The organism is Shewanella sp. 2_MG-2023 (assembly GCF_030548905.1).
GTDB lineage: Bacteria > Pseudomonadota > Gammaproteobacteria > Enterobacterales > Shewanellaceae > Shewanella > Shewanella electrodiphila.
In genome coordinates, this window is record NZ_JAUOSO010000011.1 from 86,827 (window position 1) to 104,529 (window position 17,703).

A 17,703-nucleotide genomic window follows, 5' to 3' on the forward strand; every position below is an offset into this window, starting at 1 on the left:
AGCTGTAGTTTCAACTGACATTTTAAAGTGGTGAGAATATGAAAATATTAATAACAGGTGCAACTGGGTTTGTCGGTAAACAGCTAGTCGCACTATTAAGCCAACAATCGCATCAGCTCACCATTGTGACTCGAAATATCACCCAAGCAACACAGACTTTAGGTGCTGAACATCAGTATTTAGATAACCTCAATCAACTAAAAAACTTAAATGACTTTGATAGTGTGATAAATCTTGCTGGCGAGCCTATTGTAGGTAAAAGATGGAGTAACCAACAAAAACAGCAAATTTGCGACAGTCGCTGGAATATCACCGCATTGCTAACTCAGTTAATTAAACAAAGTGACACGCCACCAGCAAGCTTTATTAGTGCATCTGCGATTGGTTTTTACGGACGACAAGGTACTATCCCTGTAGATGAAGATAGCCAAGCTCACGATGAATTTAGCCATCAAGTTTGCAGTGAATGGGAGCACCTTGCCTTAAAAGCACAATCTGAGAAAACGCGAGTTTGTGTGATCAGAATTGGGATTGTGCTGGGTAAAAATGGCGGCGCATTAGCTAAGATGTTACCGCCATTTAAGTTGGGTTTGGGCGGTCCTATTGGCAAAGGGGTACATGGTGTTAGTTGGATACACATTGACGATTTAACTCAATTAATTTTGCATTTACTGACAACAGAACAAGCCCATGGGGTATTTAATGCAACAGCGCCTAATCCAGTAAACCATAAGCAATTCGCCGAATCCATTGGCTCAAGCTTGAACCGTCCTGCCTGCATTCCGACTCCTGTCATTGCACTAAGACTTGCTATGGGGGAAATGGCTGATTTAATTGTAGAAGGTCAATTTGTACTGCCTAAAAGAACATTGGCATCAGGTTTTAACTATAAATACCCAGATATCTCACCCGCACTAGATTCGATACTTAAAGCTTAAGGTCGATAAACGCTTTAAAGAGTTCACTATAACGCTAAGGCAATCAATGGTTATTAAACCCATTGATTGCGCTTTCCATTACCATACTAATCCAATAACTTTTCGTTTACAGCCTCGTATATCAGAAGCTATACCAAACCATATCAGTATATCAATGTAGAAATATATCAATAACTCACTTGTTCACTAACGCTGTCGTGGTTTCAATAAACCAATCATAACGTTTAGGTAATGGACGAAATTTTTTGCGGATCATAAACAGTGGCTCTTTAACTTGATGAGTTAACTTGGCCACAAAAATACATTCTGGTTGACTAAAACTGTTTACCGCAAACTCTGGTAATACGGTAAATCCAAGACCTTTTGCAACCGGAAGTAAAATTTGATTTAACTGATTGACATAGCTTGCAATTGGAATGCTACCAGCTTGCTCAGTTTTAAAATTACTGTTGATCAATAACTGTAGGTAATGTTTGGCATCTGGGTGAGAAATCAGCCCCAGTGAGATGAGTTGTTCAAATGAAATTTCATTGTCTTTATAAGCCGCAGGCACAATTAAACAAAAGTTATCATCACCTATTGGCGTCACTTCCAACTCAGGATTAGAGACAAACTGAGTCACGATACCAATGTCGATATCGTTATTAAATACTTGCTCAATCACTCTTTTATTCGGCCCAGCTTCTATTGACACAGATAACTCAGGATGCAATATCTGGTAATCGATAAAGTGTGGATACAGCCACAAAGCAAGAGAGCCTGAACAACCAAAGCGACATTCTCCTATAAAAGGTGAATCCAGTTGAATATCACTGAGGAACTGCTCTTGTTGTTTTAACGCTTGCTCGCCATATTGCTGTAGTTGCATGCCAGCATCTGTAAGCTCAAACCTTTTACCAAAGCGCTGAATAAGTTGCACATTTAACTGCTGTTCTAACTTCTGAACATGTTGACTAACACCGGGTTGGGTCATAAACAATTGTTCTGCCGTTTGAGTAAAATGCCCGACTTCAGCAAGTTTAAGGAAGGTCGTTAGCCATTTTTGATTAATCATAAAATCCACTGAGTCGTATCTGACAATGCCGCTACTATAACGACAATACCATATAACAATAAATTATTATAAATTGCATTCTTGATAAATATAGATACAAAAATGCCGTTAAGCTGACTTAACGGCATTTAATTAACGGATGAATATGATAAGTTCAACAAGCTAAATTAGTCATCCAAGCTTTACTCATTCACCAAAGAAAATTTATTAACTGAAACTAATTTATTCACCGAAGCTATATTTTCTTTTTACCTCGACAATCTCAACGGTATAGGACGCATACCATTTATCTTGGCCTAGTTTCTGCGCAACGCTATGCTTTGAATCCTGATGCCAGCGTTTGATGTCATCTTCTGACTGCCAGTAAGAAATTGCAATTTCTTGCTCCCCTTCTGACACGGCAATAAAATCAATACAGCCATATTGCTCAAATGCTAAATCACGCATAATCGCAACAGTATCAAGATAATGTTGATTTTGCTCGCCCACTTTAGCCTTAAAGATAACCGCAAACATATCCAAATCCTTTAGATGTTAATAGGTTTTAATACTAACCCGCTTTGAGCAATTCACTGCATGACTGATTCAGTAATTGACGACAGCGCCACATGCCTAAAAAGGCCACCACAGCGGCACCAGCTAATGGCGCAATCCCCCACCACGGCCAATGCATATATACCACTAATTCAAACACTTGAGTTTTCAGCATATACAATGCAAATTCAGCCACGATTACCGCTAGGATACCCGCAATTGCACCTAATAAAGCAAACTCTAGCCCAGTCGCTGAGCGTAGCAGCCAACCAGATGCTCCAAAGGTTCTAAGCACTGCGAGTTCGCGCTGCCTGGTTGCCATCCCAGCTTCTGTTTGTGCTATCAATACTAATGCACTTGCTAGCAGTACTAGCGCCAGCACCAGTGACAAAGATAGTGAAACTTGCTCAATAATTTGTCTTAATTGCCCAACCATAGCACCAACATCAATCACAGATATTGTTGGGAATTGTTGGATGAGTTGTAGCACCACACCATTGGCAGTCAAATCACTCCCGGCTTGCTTCAAATCTTGATCATTTAAATGGAAGCTGGCCATCGAAGTATACGAAAACGGCTCCAAAGCTTTAGGCTTAAAAATCATGAAAAAGTTAGGTTGCAGGGTTTCCCACTGCACTTGCCTAAAGCTTGTTACCTTAACGCTTACACTTTGATTATCGATATTAAACGTCATCGTATCGTTGAGTGATAACCCTAAACGCTCAGCCACTTCAGCTTCAACCGAGACTTCATCATCCGCCTGATTAAAAGTCCCTTGGGTAATTTCATTATTCGGCGGCAGAGTTTCTCTGTACGTAAGGTTTAGCTCTCTTGAGATCCCAACTCGACCTTCTGCGCCATCTTTCTCTTCTCGACGAGAAATCAATTCTTCATCATTAATGTGAGTTAATCGGCCTCGGATCACGGGATAAATATCAGTTGCGATAATCTTGTTACTATCAAGAAAATCATCCAATGGTTTGGTATCTTCTGGGGCAATATTGACCAAGAAATAATTTGGCGCATCTTCAGGTAGTTGCTTTTGCCACTCATTCAATAAGTCTTGTCTAAGTGCAAGAATCGTCAATAACAACACTAAGGCACTACTAAAACCAACCAGTTGCACCGCATTTTGTCTCGCTCGGCGACGAAGTCCTGCCAAGGCTAGCTGAAATGGATTGGTGGTTTTCATGCCGACGCTATGACCTAAACGGATCATGGCAAAGCCTAAAATACTCAGTAATACACCCAGTAATAACACAGCCAGTACAACGGTCATGGTTAACGCGATACTGCGTGAATACAAATAGCCTAACAACGCCATTGCGCCAAGGCTTAACAATAAGTGTAACCACATGCCGAACTGTAGCCCTTCAAGCTGTCGCTGCAATACTCGTAAAGGTGGAATAGCCAGCAAACGCATTAAAGGATACGCAGAGAACATAAAGGCGCTGATTAAACCTGTGCTGACACCTAAGAGTAATGGTCTTGAATAAGGTGGTGAATATGCTGCTATTTCAGCAGGTAAAAATTGGTTAATACCTATATCCAGTAGCAAGCCACCGATTAGACCTAAAACAATACCTAATACTGTGACTAGCATTAAGTGAATGCCAAACAAGGTGCGAATTTGTTTTGAAGATGCGCCAAAGGTTTTGAGCATTGCCACAACATCATAATGTCGTTGGCAATAACGCTGCGCAGCAATACCTATCGCAGCACACGCTAAGGCAATACCCAGTAAACTGGCTAATAATAAAAATCGTTCTGCACGTTTCACCGCTGAGGCAATTGGTGAATCACCTGACTGCACATCAGTCCAACGTTGGCTGTTATTTAATAGCGGCTTAGCTTGAGTTTCAAATTCAGTTAACGCAGCAGCTTCACCTGCGAATTGATAGACGTAACTTACCCGGCTACCTGGTTGAATAATTCCAGTCGCATCGACATCATCTAAACGCATTAATAACACTGGCGATGAAGCAAACGGGTTAAAGCCAGCATCAGGTAATCGACTAATCTCAGCAGATAAATTTAATTCAGTATTACCTAACTCCAAGGTTGTTGGATAACCTAATAACCCACCTAGTCTGTTTTCATACCATGCTTCACCTGTTAGTGGTAATGCTTGTGTAATGCCAGATGATAATTCGATTTCACCACGTAGTGGATAGCCATCACCCACGGCTTTTATTGTCACTAATTGAAAATTATCACCCGAATAAACCATCGAGTTAAATTTCATATTGGTCACATGCTTAATATCAAGTGACTCTGCGAGTATCAGTACTTGCTCATCTAGCGGCGCAGGGGAATCAATGATTCTATCTGCCGCAATAAAATTGGCCGCCTCACCGTTAATTGCCACTTGTAAGCGCTCGCTCACTCTCGCAAGCCCACTGACCGATAACACAGCTAAAGTGATAGCAAGTACAATCAGTAATAACTGACCCTGCATCAATTCGCGCTTAAATAAACGCCACGCTAATTGTAATTCCATTAACACGCCTCCTCTGAGACGTTTTGCTCTTCACTGACAGCGGGCTCAGATAAGTGGCCATTTTCCATCACTAACTGTCTTTTGCAGCGTTTGGCCAGCTCTAAATCATGCGTCACTAATACCAATGTAGTATCGCTTTCTTGGTTCAAAGCAAACAACATATCGGCAATTTTATCGCCGTTGGCACTATCAAGGTTACCAGTCGGCTCATCAGCAAATAGCACTTTGGGCTCGCAAATAAAGGCACGTGCAATAGCAACACGTTGCTGCTCACCACCAGATAATTGCTTAGGTAAATGGGTTAAGCGATGTGATAACCCCACACGTTCAAGCATGATTTCAGCTTTCTCTCGAGCATTCACGACACCTGCAAGTTCAGCTGGTAACATGACATTTTCCAGCGCGGTTAAGGTATCAACTAACATGAAAGACTGAAAAATAAAGCTGACTTTTTGTTTTCTCAGCGCCGCTTTTTGTTCTTCATTAAGCCCAGACAGGGCTTGACCATCCAGTAATATCTCACCAGAGGTTGGTGTATCGAGCGCAGCTAACAAACCCAGTAACGTTGACTTGCCAGAACCTGACGGGCCAAGAATAGCAATACTGTCGCCCTGCTTGACATCCATATTAATGCCATTGAGGATAGTAAGCTCTCCCTCTTGGGTCACTACAGTTTTATTGAGGTTAGTAACATTAATGGCACTTGAATTATTTGCAAAATTAGTCGACATACGATCCTTCTTATATTTACCGGCTAAACGCCTGCTTACTGCGGCATTTTTGTTTGTAGCATCTACAATGTTTATTTCCACTTCTAGCTATGCTGCCACGATTTTGATATTAGGTGATAGTCTAAGTGCAGGTTATGGCATGTCAGAAGAGCAAGGTTGGGTACAATTGTTACGTGATAAGCACCCTGAACATGACATTATCAATGGCTCAGTCAGCGGTGAAACTACCGCAGGTGGTTTGCGTAGACTCCCGAATTTACTGGCTTCAACCCAATTTGACCTAGTCGTAGTTGAGCTGGGTGGCAATGATGGTCTTCGTGGTTTCCCGCCTAACAAACTGAAATCAAATCTTACAAAAGTCATTAGCTTGTCTCAAGACAGTGGCGCTGATGTATTACTGACTGAAATTATGGTGCCACCTAATTACGGTCCAAGATACACTAAAATGTTCAACGATGTTTACCATCAACTTGCTGATGACTTTGACATTGCATTAGTGCCTTTCTTTATGCTGGACATTGCACCAAACTCTGACTTAATGCAACGAGATGGTATTCATCCAAATGTCGAGGCTCAACCACAAATTACGCAATGGATGGCACCGTGGATCATAGATGCGTTAAAAAAGTAATCAAGGTTAAAATATTTCACTAGAAATGAGCAAAAAAGCGCAAATAGTAATTTTATTTTAAGGTTTTAAGATTAAACTAAACAAAATGGATTTGTTTAAAACGTTTCAATAATACCAATGATATGAAGAACAAGACTGAATTGTTCTTTTCGAGTTTTAATTGGTACACCCTATGGCTAAAAGGAAAAATTATGTCCGTCAGTCGTCAAAAGAAAGTGTATTTACCGACAGCTACACGTAAAAACCAGTACATCACAGTTGGATTTACGTTAACCGATGATTTATTAGGGTCATACAGTGACTTAGATAATTGCTATCAAGAGTTTAGTAAGCTGGTTTTCCAAGTTGCAGATAAACTAGAACTCTACAATGTTCATGTTATCGCGACTGATAAGCTACCGATGGTACGTTTCCATAGTGAAGCTTATTGTTTATCTACAGAAGAACAACTGCGCTTTTTCTACAACCCTGCTCATCATGAAGCCAATCGTTTACACACGCTTCCAGGGTATCGAGCGAAGAAGTTAAAAGTCGTTTTTCTGGCTACTGGTAATGAACTGCGTAGTAATTCAGCAGAGTTTCATGCCAAGGTTCAAAATTTCTTAGCTGAAATAAAGCCGTTACTCCCCAATAAAGAAGTACCGACAAAAATTCGTGATCATCAGCATATTTCTTATGACTTTTTCGCAAAAGCAAAAGGACTTAAAGAAACCTATGGTTACAAGTTACGTGCCGTCGATAGTCGCTATAAGCGCCGTGAATGTAACTTACCTGAATCGGTCAGTGCACTTAACTATGTCACTGTTAGCTTACCGATGGGCCGTCGTATTAAGAAGCAATTAGCTGCTGAAAATGCTACCTCATTTGGAGAGAAGTATCAGCGGGTTGCAGATCACTTTATTAAAGCCACCAGTGACAACAAATTACACCGAGTTGCAATGGTTGCGAATGGAAAAGTGCCGTTAGTCCGTAACAGTAAATATGAGCAATTAAACAGTACTGCAGAATTTCAGATGGTAGGGTTTGACCCAAGCGACGCAGCTCCTGCACCTATTTGCCACTGGGACAATACTAAATTAGCTGAAGCCATTCGCTTTGTGATTGTTGCAGCCAAAGACGATCGATATGATGAAGGCTATGGCCGCTTTATGAATCAAGTTCAGGATGCTGTGCGTCAATTCACCAGCCAATTTGATATTGATAAAGAACATATTGATGTCATTGTTCGCTTTCACCAGCACTTAAGTTACAAAGCCTAAACCAGTACTTTAATATACTAATTTTGCGAAGTTTCTACCGCACAATTAGTTAGTACTCAATCAACGACAGCTTAGGCTGTCGTTTTTTTCTCTGAAAAATATCTCCCTTATAACCAAAAACGCATATTAAGAAAATGTGGCCAGATCTCACATTGATTAACAATTAACAAACAAGGCATGTTGGAGTCATACGAAATAAATCGTATCCACTCCACTGGCGGAACTTTAGGAGTAGGAAATAAATAATAAAAAGCAGGAGATGCTATGTTCAACAAGAAGATGCCATGGCTGGTGCCTACCATTGTAGCAACAGCTGTCACTATGAGTTTATCAGGTTGTGGTTCAGATGATGATGACACCACAGTTACCGAAACCCCACCAGTCGTTCAACCACCCACAGAAACCGGCCCAACCTTTCCTGAAGGTGCGATAATGGTCGAAGCTGGCGATAACCTTACTATCAGTATTCAAGAAGCCCTAATTAACGCACAAAGTAATGATGTTATTGTGCTGCCTAAAGGTAACTTCAAAATCGAATCCACTTTATTGTTTGATGGTGATGTCGACGGCGATGGTAGCTTTGCTAAAAATATTACCATCATGGGGTATGGCCAAGATGATACCGTACTCGATTTCTCTGAAGCTAACTCTGGTGATGGCATATTCGTGCAAAATGCGATCAATATTATTATTCAGGATTTATCGGTTAACGAAGCAAAAAATAATGGTATTAAGCTAAAAAACACCAATGGCATCATCTTAAGACGTCTTGCGACAGTGTGGGAAGGCGAACTTGATGAAGGTAATGGCGCTTATGGCCTATACCCTGTTGAATGTGAGAATATCCTGATTGAAGATACCTATGTTCGCGGTAGCGCCGATGCGGGTATTTATGTGGGCCAATCTGAGTACATAGTGGTTCGACGTAATATCGCTAAAGAAAACGTCGCGGGCATTGAGATCGAAAACTCAAAATATGCCGATGTATATGATAACGAAGCTGTGGGTAACACAGGTGGTATTTTAGTCTTCGATTTACCGATTAATAATCACCGCTATGGCTCTAGTGTTCGTATCTTTAATAACAAAGTTTATGACAATAATACCCTGAACTTTGCCAATGCATCGTCAAATCCTGCTGGGGTTCATATTGTACCACCTGGGACTGGGGTGATTGTTTTATCGACTGATGATGTAGAGATTTTTAATAACGAAATTACTAACCACGACACTGTTGGCTTAACCATTTCAAGTTTCTTTATTGCCGAGCCAGATATTAGTACATTTGTGGGTAATTACGGTCAACCAGGTCAAGCGATTGCAGATGGTTGGCGCCCTACTCCGCGCAATATTTCGATTCACGATAACGTCATCTCAGGATATGGCCAAAAGCCTAAAGGTTATTTAATCGAAGACATCATTAAAGCCTATGTATTAACCCATGGCTCACTCCCCGGGATTTTATATGATGGCTTAGGGGAAATGTTGTCTAATAATGGCACAGCGGCATATCTAGGTTTACAAGAATTGCCGTTTAATCCTGATGGCAGTGACAATATTTGTGCGCAAAATAATGGTGATGTCAGTATTGGTCAATTATATGCCAACAATAATACCGATATGAATATTGCTGATGTGCTGTATGAAAAAACACAAGCTGAATTAATGAATTGTGCTCAAGTCAGTTTGCCTGTCCATACCGTCACCTTTGGCGATGAAATCTTTGGCTGTGGCGTCGACGATGACACCGCAGGTTGTGATGGTGGCACCTTAGTCGGTGGCGGTGGCTCAATCGGTGAAGGCGAAGGTGGCCTTGAAGGAGATGGCGACTTAAGTTTATGTGAAGCATCAGGAAGTAATGTCAGTTGGGATGCACTATTAAAAGCTAACTGCCCAAATTTGTCTGACTATAATCTATTTGCCGACATGGCAAACCCTACCGATGCACCTAACTCTGGTGGATTACCTTACGATCTCAATACACCATTATTTACCGATCATGCCAGCAAATATCGTTTTGTTTATTTACCCGATGGAACGAAAGCCGACTACAGTGAGAATGAGTCATTCGACTTCCCTGTTGGCACAGTGATCAGTAAAACCTTCGCACTTCCAGAAAACACTAATGCACGCGGCTTCGCTAATGAAGATTTAATCGAAACACGGTTATTAATCCATCGTGAAACTGGCTGGAGTGCGCTTCCTTATGTGTGGAAAGCAGACAAGTCAGATGCTGTGTTAGCTAAAGCTGGGGCGATTCAAGGTAAGCAAGTCACCCATAAAGGTGAAATGCTCAGCTTTGATTATGTGGTACCCAACATGAACCAATGTAAACAATGCCACCAGTTTAAAGCTGATGAGGACAGTAATGCGGTATTCATGCCTATCGGACCTAAAGCACGTCATTTAAATCGTGATTATGCTTATGTAGATGGCAGCATGAACCAGTTAACCAAATGGCAATCTGCAGGCATATTACAAGGACTTCCTAGCCTAACAGATGTTGATATGGTACCTGAGTATCAAGATGGCGATGAAGATAGTATTAGTTCAATGTCAGATACTGAACTAATGGCTGCTGCAAAAGGCTATTTAGATATTAACTGCGCTCATTGTCATCGCCCTGAAGGCAACGCGTCTAACACAGGCTTAAAGCTTGAGTATTGGCGTAGCTATGCTGAAGATGCAGGTTTCTCCCACGGAACATGTAAATCACCAGTCGCTTATGGTGGTGGTAGCTTAGGCTTTGATGTTGTACCAGGTAACCCTGAAGAGTCTATTTTACACTTTAGAATGGAAACTAATGATCCTGGAGATAGAATGCCAGAGATTGGCCGAAGTCTGTCTCACGATGAAGGTGTTGCCTTGATCAATGAATGGATTAAGCGATTACCAGCGGCGTCTTGTTCATAGAATGCCACTTTAGAGGATGAACCTAGGTACATCCTCTTTCATTTCACTAACCAATCATGACCACCAATCATAACGACCAAAATTTGTTCAAAGTTTGGGGCAAGTAATTATAAAATGCAGGATACTGTTGATGACTCATTACGCTGAAATCAAAACTAACTTTCTAATACCGCTCCTCATCTTACTATTAAGCTCAGTATTAATGGCTTGTGGTGGATCAGACAGTAATGATTCAAATACGTCAACAGCACCCTCAGCTCCTTCAACACCTAGTACGCCAGCCACGCCAACAACACCTGAACAGCCAGAAGGTTCAGATGATGTTTGTCAGTTAACCAATACAGAAGTAAATTGGCAGGCGTTAATGAGCAAAGACTGCCCTAATTTAAGTGATTATGGCTTATTTATCGACCCTTCAATACCAACTCATGCACCACGAGAGCCAGGCCGTGGTTATCAGTTGTCCACGGAATTATTTTCAAATTATGCCAGTAAGTATCGATTCATATATTTACCCGAAAGTCAGTCGATGGTTTTTAACCCGCAACAGGCTTTTTCACTTCCTATTGGCAGCGTGTTAGTAAAAACATTTGCGCTGCCATTTGACACTCAGTTAACCGGAACCAGCAACGAAAAGCTGATTGAAACCCGACTGATGATCCACAGGGAAACGGGTTGGACTGCGCTAACATATCAGTGGCAACAAGACATTGCCTCACTGATTATCGCCGGCGCCAATGTCACTCATACCTTAAATAATCAAGGCGAGTCCATTACCTTTGATTACCATATCCCCAGTAAAGTGGAGTGCAAAATTTGCCACCAAATCAATGAAGAGGATATTAGTAGAATTAATCCAATTGGTTTAAAAGCACACCTATTGAATCGGAATATAGTTCAAGAAAATGGTAATGAAGTGAATCAATTGAGTTTTTGGCAAGATAGGCAAATGCTGTCTGGATTACCTGAATTAGATACTGTTGATCAATCTTATGCTCTAGACAATAGTGATGCAGATTTAACAAATCGCGCAAAAGGATATTTAGATATTAACTGCGCACATTGTCATAACGAACAGGGCTTTGCGAGTATTTCAGGGCTGCGGTTAAGCTACTTTGTCGACCACACATCTTTTGAATATGGCGTTTGTAAACAACCTCCGGGCTGGGATGGTGGTCCTAATGGTTTAGCTTATGACATTGTGCCAGGAAACGCAGAGCGCTCAATAGTGCATTATCGCCAAATCTTATCTTCCCCAAAAGACAAAATGCCGCCGATTGGTCGAGAAATAATTCATTCTGAAGGCACTGAGTTAGTTAAACGTTGGATTGATAGTATGTCGGCAACCATAGCAACTTGCCAATAATGCAAAGCGAGTAACACCAAGCTAATATACAGGAGATAATTGTTAACAACGGACTCCCTGCTTTTTACTCAAAAAATTACTGTTTTGAGGCTTGATTGAGTCTTAGGAAATGTCCAGGAGGATAACCGATCCAGTGTTTAAAGCTTTGCCTAAAGTGAGATACATCGCCATAACCCAAAGTCTCAGCAATATCCTCAATGGATAGCTTATCAGTCAAAATTAAATTAATTGCCGCTTGGCAGCGAACTTGGTCGATTAACTTCTGATATGTCGTGCCAGCAGCAGATAACTTCCTACGTAAACTGCGATCGCTCATGTGCATACTTAACGCAAATTGCTCTAATTTAGGTGGGTTTGGCATAGAGTGCCGAATATTTGTTAACACTTTATCAATAAAAGAAGTGGCCTCTGGCACCGATTTATTGTGTTTAACTTGCGAAAATTGAAATGCTAAGGGAGAATTTAGCACTTCCATTTTGATGCCCCACTCAAAAAAGTCGCAGTCAAATACCATGGTAGCACCGGTCTCTTGGCTGAGAAAGTCGGTATTGCAACATGGGCAAGCAAAATGAATCTCATCAATATAGACTGGCTCATCAACGAGTTGCCTCGCAGCGCCAAGTAAAGCGCAAACACTATGATGAAACTGAAAGGCAAACTTGTCTTCGCTGACTTTACCGGTATTGAGCCAACGCACCCATAGAGTGTCCCCCTCAATTAGAACTAAGGTATCAGCAAAACTGCCTGCTAAATCAGGGTTTTGAATCACAAATTTAAGACATTGCCCCAAAGTTGTGAATTGATCAAAGAAGGGTAAAAGAACATCGAGGGAAGCAACTTGATAACTGGCACCCAAGCGGGCACCAATCTCTTTATCTGGACTGAGGGTGCGTAGTTGCTCCATCGCGAACTCAACTTGCCATACATAAACAAACTGCATCGCCTTAAGTTCTAATGGCCCTAAGCCCAGTTTTTGGTAGATATCAGCAGCAACCGTTTCACCTAGGTGAATATCGATAAAATTGAGTAAATTACGTAATTCAAAGGCAGGATAACATTGATCACCTACCATCATATTCGCTTTATAACCCGACTCTTGCTGCATCGATATCCTTAATTATTTAACTGCGTTTTCACGCTCCATCAAACGATTTAAAACCCCATCAACAGATAGCGAAGCACCATGTGCTATCTTATCTGCTAACTTCTTTTTCATTTGATATTTAATTTTGATCACTTGATGTTCTTTAGCTAGGCCTAAAATAACATCATCGCTGGTAGAAATAGCATCGACTAAACCCAGTTCAATCGCTTGCTGACCGTACCAATGCTCACCGGTTGCGACTTTAGCAATATCCATATCTGGACGATATTTGCTGACGAACTCTTTAAACAACACGTGCGTTTCTTCAAGTTCTTCCTGAAACTTCTCACGACCTTCATCCGTGTTTTCACCAAACACAGTCAATGTACGCTTAAAGTCGCCAGCAGTGTGCTGTTCGTAATCAATATCATGCTTTTTCAATAGTCGACTAAAGTTCGGTAATTGCGCAACAACCCCAATTGAACCTACAATAGCAAAAGGTGCTGCATACACTTTATCGGCCACACATGCCATCATATAACCACCACTAGCAGCGACTTTATCGATACAGATAGTCAAAGGAATTTGGGCTTGTTTTAGTCTATCTAATTGGCTTGATGCTAAACCGTAGCCATGCACCATACCGCCACCACTTTCAACATTAACCAACACTTGGTCATCTTTATCAGCAACGGTTAAAATAGCAGTAATTTCTTCACGTAAAGAAGCAACTTCACCGGCATCAATGCTACCTTTAAAGTCGATAACAAAAACTTTTGATGGAGAAGTGTCATCTTTCTCAGCCGCTTTATCATCAGCTTTTAATTGCTTTTCATAAGCCTTAAATTGCTTCTTAGTAAACAGCTCTTCTTTTAACTCTTTTTCAAGCTGCTTTAACTCGTCAGTGACATCCGTTAGCTTAAGTTCACCTTTGTCTGCTTTTTGCTTCATGCTGCTAGCAAGCACAACAATCACAACGGCAAGAATTGCAACGACAATCGTGACGGCTTTAGCTAAAAACATGCCGTACTCAGATAAAAACTCCAAAATACACTCCGTAAAGAAAAACATAATTGTGGGTTATCTTAGCAGGAAGTTGAAGCTTGTAGACAATAAAAAACCCAGCAAATGCTGGGTTTTTAGTCAATTAACAATTAAACATCATTAATTAGCTACAAGGAACAATAACATCTGCATTATCAACAAGAATCGTTGCTGCACCTAAGCCTGCTGACTTAGCAAATGCCGCTACTTGAGATTGCATTTCAACTGTAGCTTGCGCAGCCATACCATCTGTTACGCCATCAATTTCATCAGGGCTAACAATCGAGCTGTGATGACCTTTAGCAAATCTCACCGCGCCAGAACCTGCATTAGTTGAACTAACGCAACCTAAACCTAGTGCAGAGATAAGAGGCTCTGTCCCTGATAGTGGGAAGCCTTCAACACTATTAGGTAATACTTGATCCGGTAAGTTACCAGCACCATCACCCGCCACTTCAATTAAATGAACAGGCAATTGGGTTTCAGCTAACATTGCACCATGGTTAATTGGGTCAGCTGAATCAACCGCGGTTTGCACTGCGAATGCAAAGGTAGGAATAAATTCAGCGTAAACCGCTTGCACAAGTGCAGCATACTCAGGCGTATCAGGTTCAAATCCACCAGTGTTTGCCGCATCAACCAATGCTTGGAAATCTGCTGTACCTGTTACTGTTTCAAACAAAACAGGACCAAATGTCGGTGAGCCTGCAAATGAGCCAGCTAAACCACCAGCCGGCGCAACAAGTGAAGCAGCATTAATACCGTAAGCATTAGGTAATGCTGTACCGGTTGTTGGGTCAACTAGACCAGTAGATGCATAAGTTGATAATGTTGTACCGACAATGCCACCCAAGCTTAAACCTTGTGCACTGATTTTGCTGATATCAAATACTTGTTGCCCACCAGCCTGCGCTATTTGTGTGTACATACCAGTTAGTAACAAACGAAGACCTAAATGATCTAATGTTGCTTGGCGGAAATTATCACGAACGGTTAAAGTGCTTGCCACGTTAACAAAAACTAATGGGTTACCGTTTGCATATTGAGGACCAAATACATCACTGCTTGCCGAGATATCATAAACACCGTCACCATCTGCATCATATGAACGCTCGCCATGTAAAGGCATATCAATGGCAATTGTTGCAACACCTGCAGCAGCATAACTACCAGCATAGGCTAATGCCATTTGCTTAGTACCACCAAGACCATGCAGCGCCATCGTCGTTGGCCAACCATTTGTTGGTGCCACAAAAGGCAATCCCGCTTGCGCGCTGAATGCTGCTAACTTAGCTGCATTAGGCAAAGTGATTTGAACATTAACATCTTCATAACCCATGATCGCAGGAATTGGGTTGAACTTGGTCAAATGCTTTGTGGTATCGGCATCAGTGCCATCATCAAGCATCCAAGCCTTACCCGCCATTAACGCAGGGTTTTGCAATGCGGCGGCTGGGTCAACACCCTGCGCAACTGCTTGTGAGCTGAAGTTTGCAACACTCATCGTACCCGCTTCAAGTGCGAGTAATACAGATACCGGGCTATCCCCTTGTGCAAACCAACGGCCATTTGGCGCAGTAGGCGCACCATCAACAATTGGAATAACACAACTTACAGATGAACAATCACCATAAATGGGTAATTTAACAGTCGCGGCATACAAGTCAGCCATATCAGAAACAACAAAAGCAATACCATCCGCTTCAGTTAGTCCCAAAGCTTGCGCAACTGTAACGCCAAGTGGCGTTATTGGGCTAAGAAATGAAGGCTTATAAGGATCGCTTGAAGCCATTAACAATTTAGAGGTTTCATAAACATCAGCAACTGACTGAGTGGTAAATAAACCAGAATAAGAAACCGTTTCTGGATCAACGCCGTGTTCGGCAGCAATACCTTTTTCGTAGCTGTTAACTAAACCTTGAAGCAATAACTGCTCGTCGGTTGCAAGCGGATCGGTATCAATATCTAATTTAAGTAAGTTATAAGTACTTGATGGCTCTATCGCACGACCAGCAGAATCTTGGATCAGGCTGGTAGTGGCATAAATATAAGATTGGTTTGATTTAAGCGGTTTAATTGGCACGATAGCGATGCTATTACCAGAAGCCTGTGCGACAAAATCAACCCCAAATTGAAGTTCATCGCCAATTTTACACGCTGAAAGCGTTAATTCTGCAGCACATTCTGGATCGGTTGATAATGCTCCACCAACTGTTGCTTCAAACATGCGCACAGCGCCTGGTTGGAACACTGAAGCTGCATCTAAAGTGAGCATGACACCATTATTATCTTCTGGCAGATCGACTGAAATCGATATTGGAGAGCTAGTAGACCAGCCATCTAATGCGCCAAGAGCTAATGAAGGGTCGACATAATCAACACCGTCTTCACCAGGAATATTTAACGTGCCATCTGTAGTGCCGTTAAATAAAAGGTCATTTGGCAGTGGCACATCACCCGCTGCAGGGTCGAAAACCACTTGAGAGAATGGAATGAGTGGCTCGACTGAATCCTTCGCTTCATTTGAACTATCTTCACTACAGCCGCTAAGCCCAAGAGCAGATGCAATTGCAACACCCAATATGAGTCTTTTCATCTTTTTTCCCCAAATCTTGTTGTAATAATTTTAATTTCCCCAAAAATTGGTCACAATAGCGTAAACACATGACCATAAGGACTTATTTTTGTCCTTAACTCATCTCAAGTTAACGTAAAACTATTGAGTTAGCTACATATTTGTTACATGCAAAAGTACTACACGTTAACATTTATCAGTCATTTGTTTAAAACGATCGTTTATCTTTTGTTCGAATCTAGAATTGACGTGCTTTTGCAGCCGAAGGAAAAATAGAACCATGTTGGAATATCAAGCTAAAAAAGATTCATTAAATAATAAAACAATTCTTGTCACAGGTGCTGGCGCTGGCATCGGCCGTGTTGCAGCAATTACTTTTGCTAAACATGGCGCTACAGTCATCTTGCTCGGTAAAACAGTTAACAAGTTAGAAGCAGTTTACGATGAAATAGAACAAGCGGGTTATCCAAAACCTGCCATCGTGCCATTGGATTTAAAAGGTGCTACTGAGCAAAATTATAAAGACATGGCCGATACCATTGCAGAGCAATTCGGTCACCTAGATGGCGTTTTACATAACGCTAGTTTATTAGGCGCATTAGGCCCATTCGAACATATTGATTTGGAATCTTTAGAAGATGTAATGAAAATCAATGTAACTGCGCAAGTGATCCTTACTAAAGCGCTACTGCCTATTATGCGAGCAGCACCTTCTGCTTCATTAGTGTTTACATCAAGTAGTGTCGGCAGACAAGGTCGTGCTTACTGGGGCCCATATTCGTTTTCAAAATTCGCAACTGAAGGCATGATGCAAGTTTTAGCTCACGAGTGTGAAGGCACAAGTGTTCGCGTTAATAGCATCAACCCAGGTGCAACGCGCACAGAAATGCGCGCAAAAGCTTATCCAGGCGAAGATCCTGCAACATTAAAAACAGCTGAAGACATCATGCCAACCTATCTTTATTTGATGAGCGATGATGCTGCAGACATAAATGGACAGCAGTTAAATGCACAATAGTCGTTTTTGAGTTTTTGTGAAAATTAGATTTGAAATCATTTGATTTTAAATGAGTA

At 41.4% G+C, this 17,703-nt stretch carries 13 protein-coding genes; 6 read left to right on the forward strand and 7 right to left on the reverse strand.

Features of this window, described 5'->3' with window-relative positions; translation table 11 throughout:
- Positions 1-38 precede the first annotated feature (38 nt).
- Positions 39-938 carry a TIGR01777 family oxidoreductase gene (locus tag Q4600_RS12420; protein ID WP_303516602.1) on the forward strand — a complete coding sequence of 300 codons (900 nt, stop codon included), beginning with the start codon at positions 39-41 and terminating at the stop codon, positions 936-938.
- 175 nt (positions 939-1,113) lie between these two features.
- Here Q4600_RS12420 and Q4600_RS12425 read toward each other — a convergent pair whose 3' ends face one another.
- From Q4600_RS12425 to Q4600_RS12440, 4 genes are all read right to left on the reverse strand, one after another.
- Positions 1,114-1,992, reverse strand: a complete 879-nt coding sequence (locus Q4600_RS12425) for a LysR family transcriptional regulator (protein ID WP_303516605.1) — start codon at positions 1,990-1,992, stop codon at positions 1,114-1,116.
- 222 nt (positions 1,993-2,214) lie between these two features.
- Positions 2,215-2,508: an antibiotic biosynthesis monooxygenase gene (locus tag Q4600_RS12430; protein ID WP_303516608.1), complete on the reverse strand. Its 294-nt coding sequence runs from the start codon at positions 2,506-2,508 to the stop codon at positions 2,215-2,217.
- A gap of 34 nt (positions 2,509-2,542) precedes the next feature.
- The gene (locus Q4600_RS12435) at positions 2,543-5,026 is read right to left on the reverse strand and encodes an ABC transporter permease (protein WP_248955907.1); all 2,484 of its coding nucleotides are present in this window, start codon (positions 5,024-5,026) and stop codon (positions 2,543-2,545) included.
- Positions 5,026-5,757, reverse strand: a complete 732-nt coding sequence (locus tag Q4600_RS12440) for an ABC transporter ATP-binding protein (RefSeq protein ID WP_102528777.1) — start codon at positions 5,755-5,757, stop codon at positions 5,026-5,028. The genes Q4600_RS12435 and Q4600_RS12440 overlap by 1 nt, the downstream gene beginning before the upstream one ends.
- 67 nt (positions 5,758-5,824) lie before the next feature.
- Between Q4600_RS12440 and Q4600_RS12445 the strand changes: the two genes are divergently transcribed.
- From Q4600_RS12445 to Q4600_RS12460, 4 genes are all read left to right on the forward strand, one after another.
- On the forward strand, positions 5,825-6,388 hold the full coding sequence (locus Q4600_RS12445) for an arylesterase (protein WP_303516612.1): 564 nt from the start codon (positions 5,825-5,827) through the stop codon (positions 6,386-6,388).
- A gap of 191 nt (positions 6,389-6,579) precedes the next feature.
- Positions 6,580-7,647, forward strand: coding sequence for a DUF3083 family protein (locus Q4600_RS12450; protein ID WP_303516614.1), 1,068 nt, complete (start codon positions 6,580-6,582; stop codon positions 7,645-7,647).
- A 264-nt stretch (positions 7,648-7,911) separates the two neighbouring features.
- A complete protein-coding gene (locus Q4600_RS12455; RefSeq protein ID WP_102528780.1) occupies positions 7,912-10,560 on the forward strand; it encodes a parallel beta-helix domain-containing protein in 2,649 nt (882 codons plus the stop codon).
- A 130-nt stretch (positions 10,561-10,690) separates the two neighbouring features.
- Positions 10,691-11,926 carry an SO2930 family diheme c-type cytochrome gene (locus Q4600_RS12460; protein ID WP_303516616.1) on the forward strand — a complete coding sequence of 412 codons (1,236 nt, stop codon included), beginning with the start codon at positions 10,691-10,693 and terminating at the stop codon, positions 11,924-11,926.
- 76 nt (positions 11,927-12,002) lie between these two features.
- Here Q4600_RS12460 and Q4600_RS12465 read toward each other — a convergent pair whose 3' ends face one another.
- The 3 genes from Q4600_RS12465 to Q4600_RS12475 form a co-directional block, all read right to left on the reverse strand.
- Complete coding sequence (locus Q4600_RS12465; RefSeq protein ID WP_102528782.1) at positions 12,003-13,031, reverse strand: AraC family transcriptional regulator; 1,029 nt, start codon at positions 13,029-13,031, stop codon at positions 12,003-12,005.
- A gap of 12 nt (positions 13,032-13,043) precedes the next feature.
- The gene (gene sohB / locus Q4600_RS12470; protein WP_198589587.1) at positions 13,044-14,057 is read right to left on the reverse strand and encodes a protease SohB; all 1,014 of its coding nucleotides are present in this window, start codon (positions 14,055-14,057) and stop codon (positions 13,044-13,046) included.
- 121 nt (positions 14,058-14,178) lie between these two features.
- A complete protein-coding gene (locus Q4600_RS12475; RefSeq protein ID WP_303516620.1) occupies positions 14,179-16,650 on the reverse strand; it encodes a VolA/Pla-1 family phospholipase in 2,472 nt (823 codons plus the stop codon).
- 259 nt (positions 16,651-16,909) lie between these two features.
- On the opposite strand from Q4600_RS12475, the gene Q4600_RS12480 reads away from it, so the two are divergent.
- Entirely contained in the window at positions 16,910-17,647 is a 738-nt protein-coding gene (locus Q4600_RS12480; RefSeq protein ID WP_102528785.1) for a YciK family oxidoreductase, read from the forward strand.
- Positions 17,648-17,703 lie beyond the last annotated feature (56 nt).

What these genes read in the sequence shown, in the direction of transcription:
- Q4600_RS12435 (WP_248955907.1), bottom strand. Translation starts at nt 5,026, where the DNA reads ATGGAATTACAATTAGCGTGGCGTTTATTTAAGCGCGAATTGATGCAG.
- Q4600_RS12425 (WP_303516605.1), bottom strand. Translation starts at nt 1,992, where the DNA reads ATGATTAATCAAAAATGGCTAACGACCTTCCTTAAACTTGCTGAAGTC.
- Q4600_RS12480 (WP_102528785.1), top strand. Translation starts at nt 16,910, where the DNA reads ATGTTGGAATATCAAGCTAAAAAAGATTCATTAAATAATAAAACAATT.
- Q4600_RS12445 (WP_303516612.1), top strand. Translation starts at nt 5,825, where the DNA reads ATGTTTATTTCCACTTCTAGCTATGCTGCCACGATTTTGATATTAGGT.
- Q4600_RS12455 (WP_102528780.1), top strand. Translation starts at nt 7,912, where the DNA reads ATGTTCAACAAGAAGATGCCATGGCTGGTGCCTACCATTGTAGCAACA.
- Q4600_RS12460 (WP_303516616.1), top strand. Translation starts at nt 10,691, where the DNA reads ATGACTCATTACGCTGAAATCAAAACTAACTTTCTAATACCGCTCCTC.
- Q4600_RS12430 (WP_303516608.1), bottom strand. Translation starts at nt 2,508, where the DNA reads ATGTTTGCGGTTATCTTTAAGGCTAAAGTGGGCGAGCAAAATCAACAT.
- Q4600_RS12475 (WP_303516620.1), bottom strand. Translation starts at nt 16,650, where the DNA reads ATGAAAAGACTCATATTGGGTGTTGCAATTGCATCTGCTCTTGGGCTT.
- Q4600_RS12420 (WP_303516602.1), top strand. Translation starts at nt 39, where the DNA reads ATGAAAATATTAATAACAGGTGCAACTGGGTTTGTCGGTAAACAGCTA.
- Q4600_RS12440 (WP_102528777.1), bottom strand. Translation starts at nt 5,757, where the DNA reads ATGTCGACTAATTTTGCAAATAATTCAAGTGCCATTAATGTTACTAAC.
- Q4600_RS12465 (WP_102528782.1), bottom strand. Translation starts at nt 13,031, where the DNA reads ATGCAGCAAGAGTCGGGTTATAAAGCGAATATGATGGTAGGTGATCAA.
- Q4600_RS12450 (WP_303516614.1), top strand. Translation starts at nt 6,580, where the DNA reads ATGTCCGTCAGTCGTCAAAAGAAAGTGTATTTACCGACAGCTACACGT.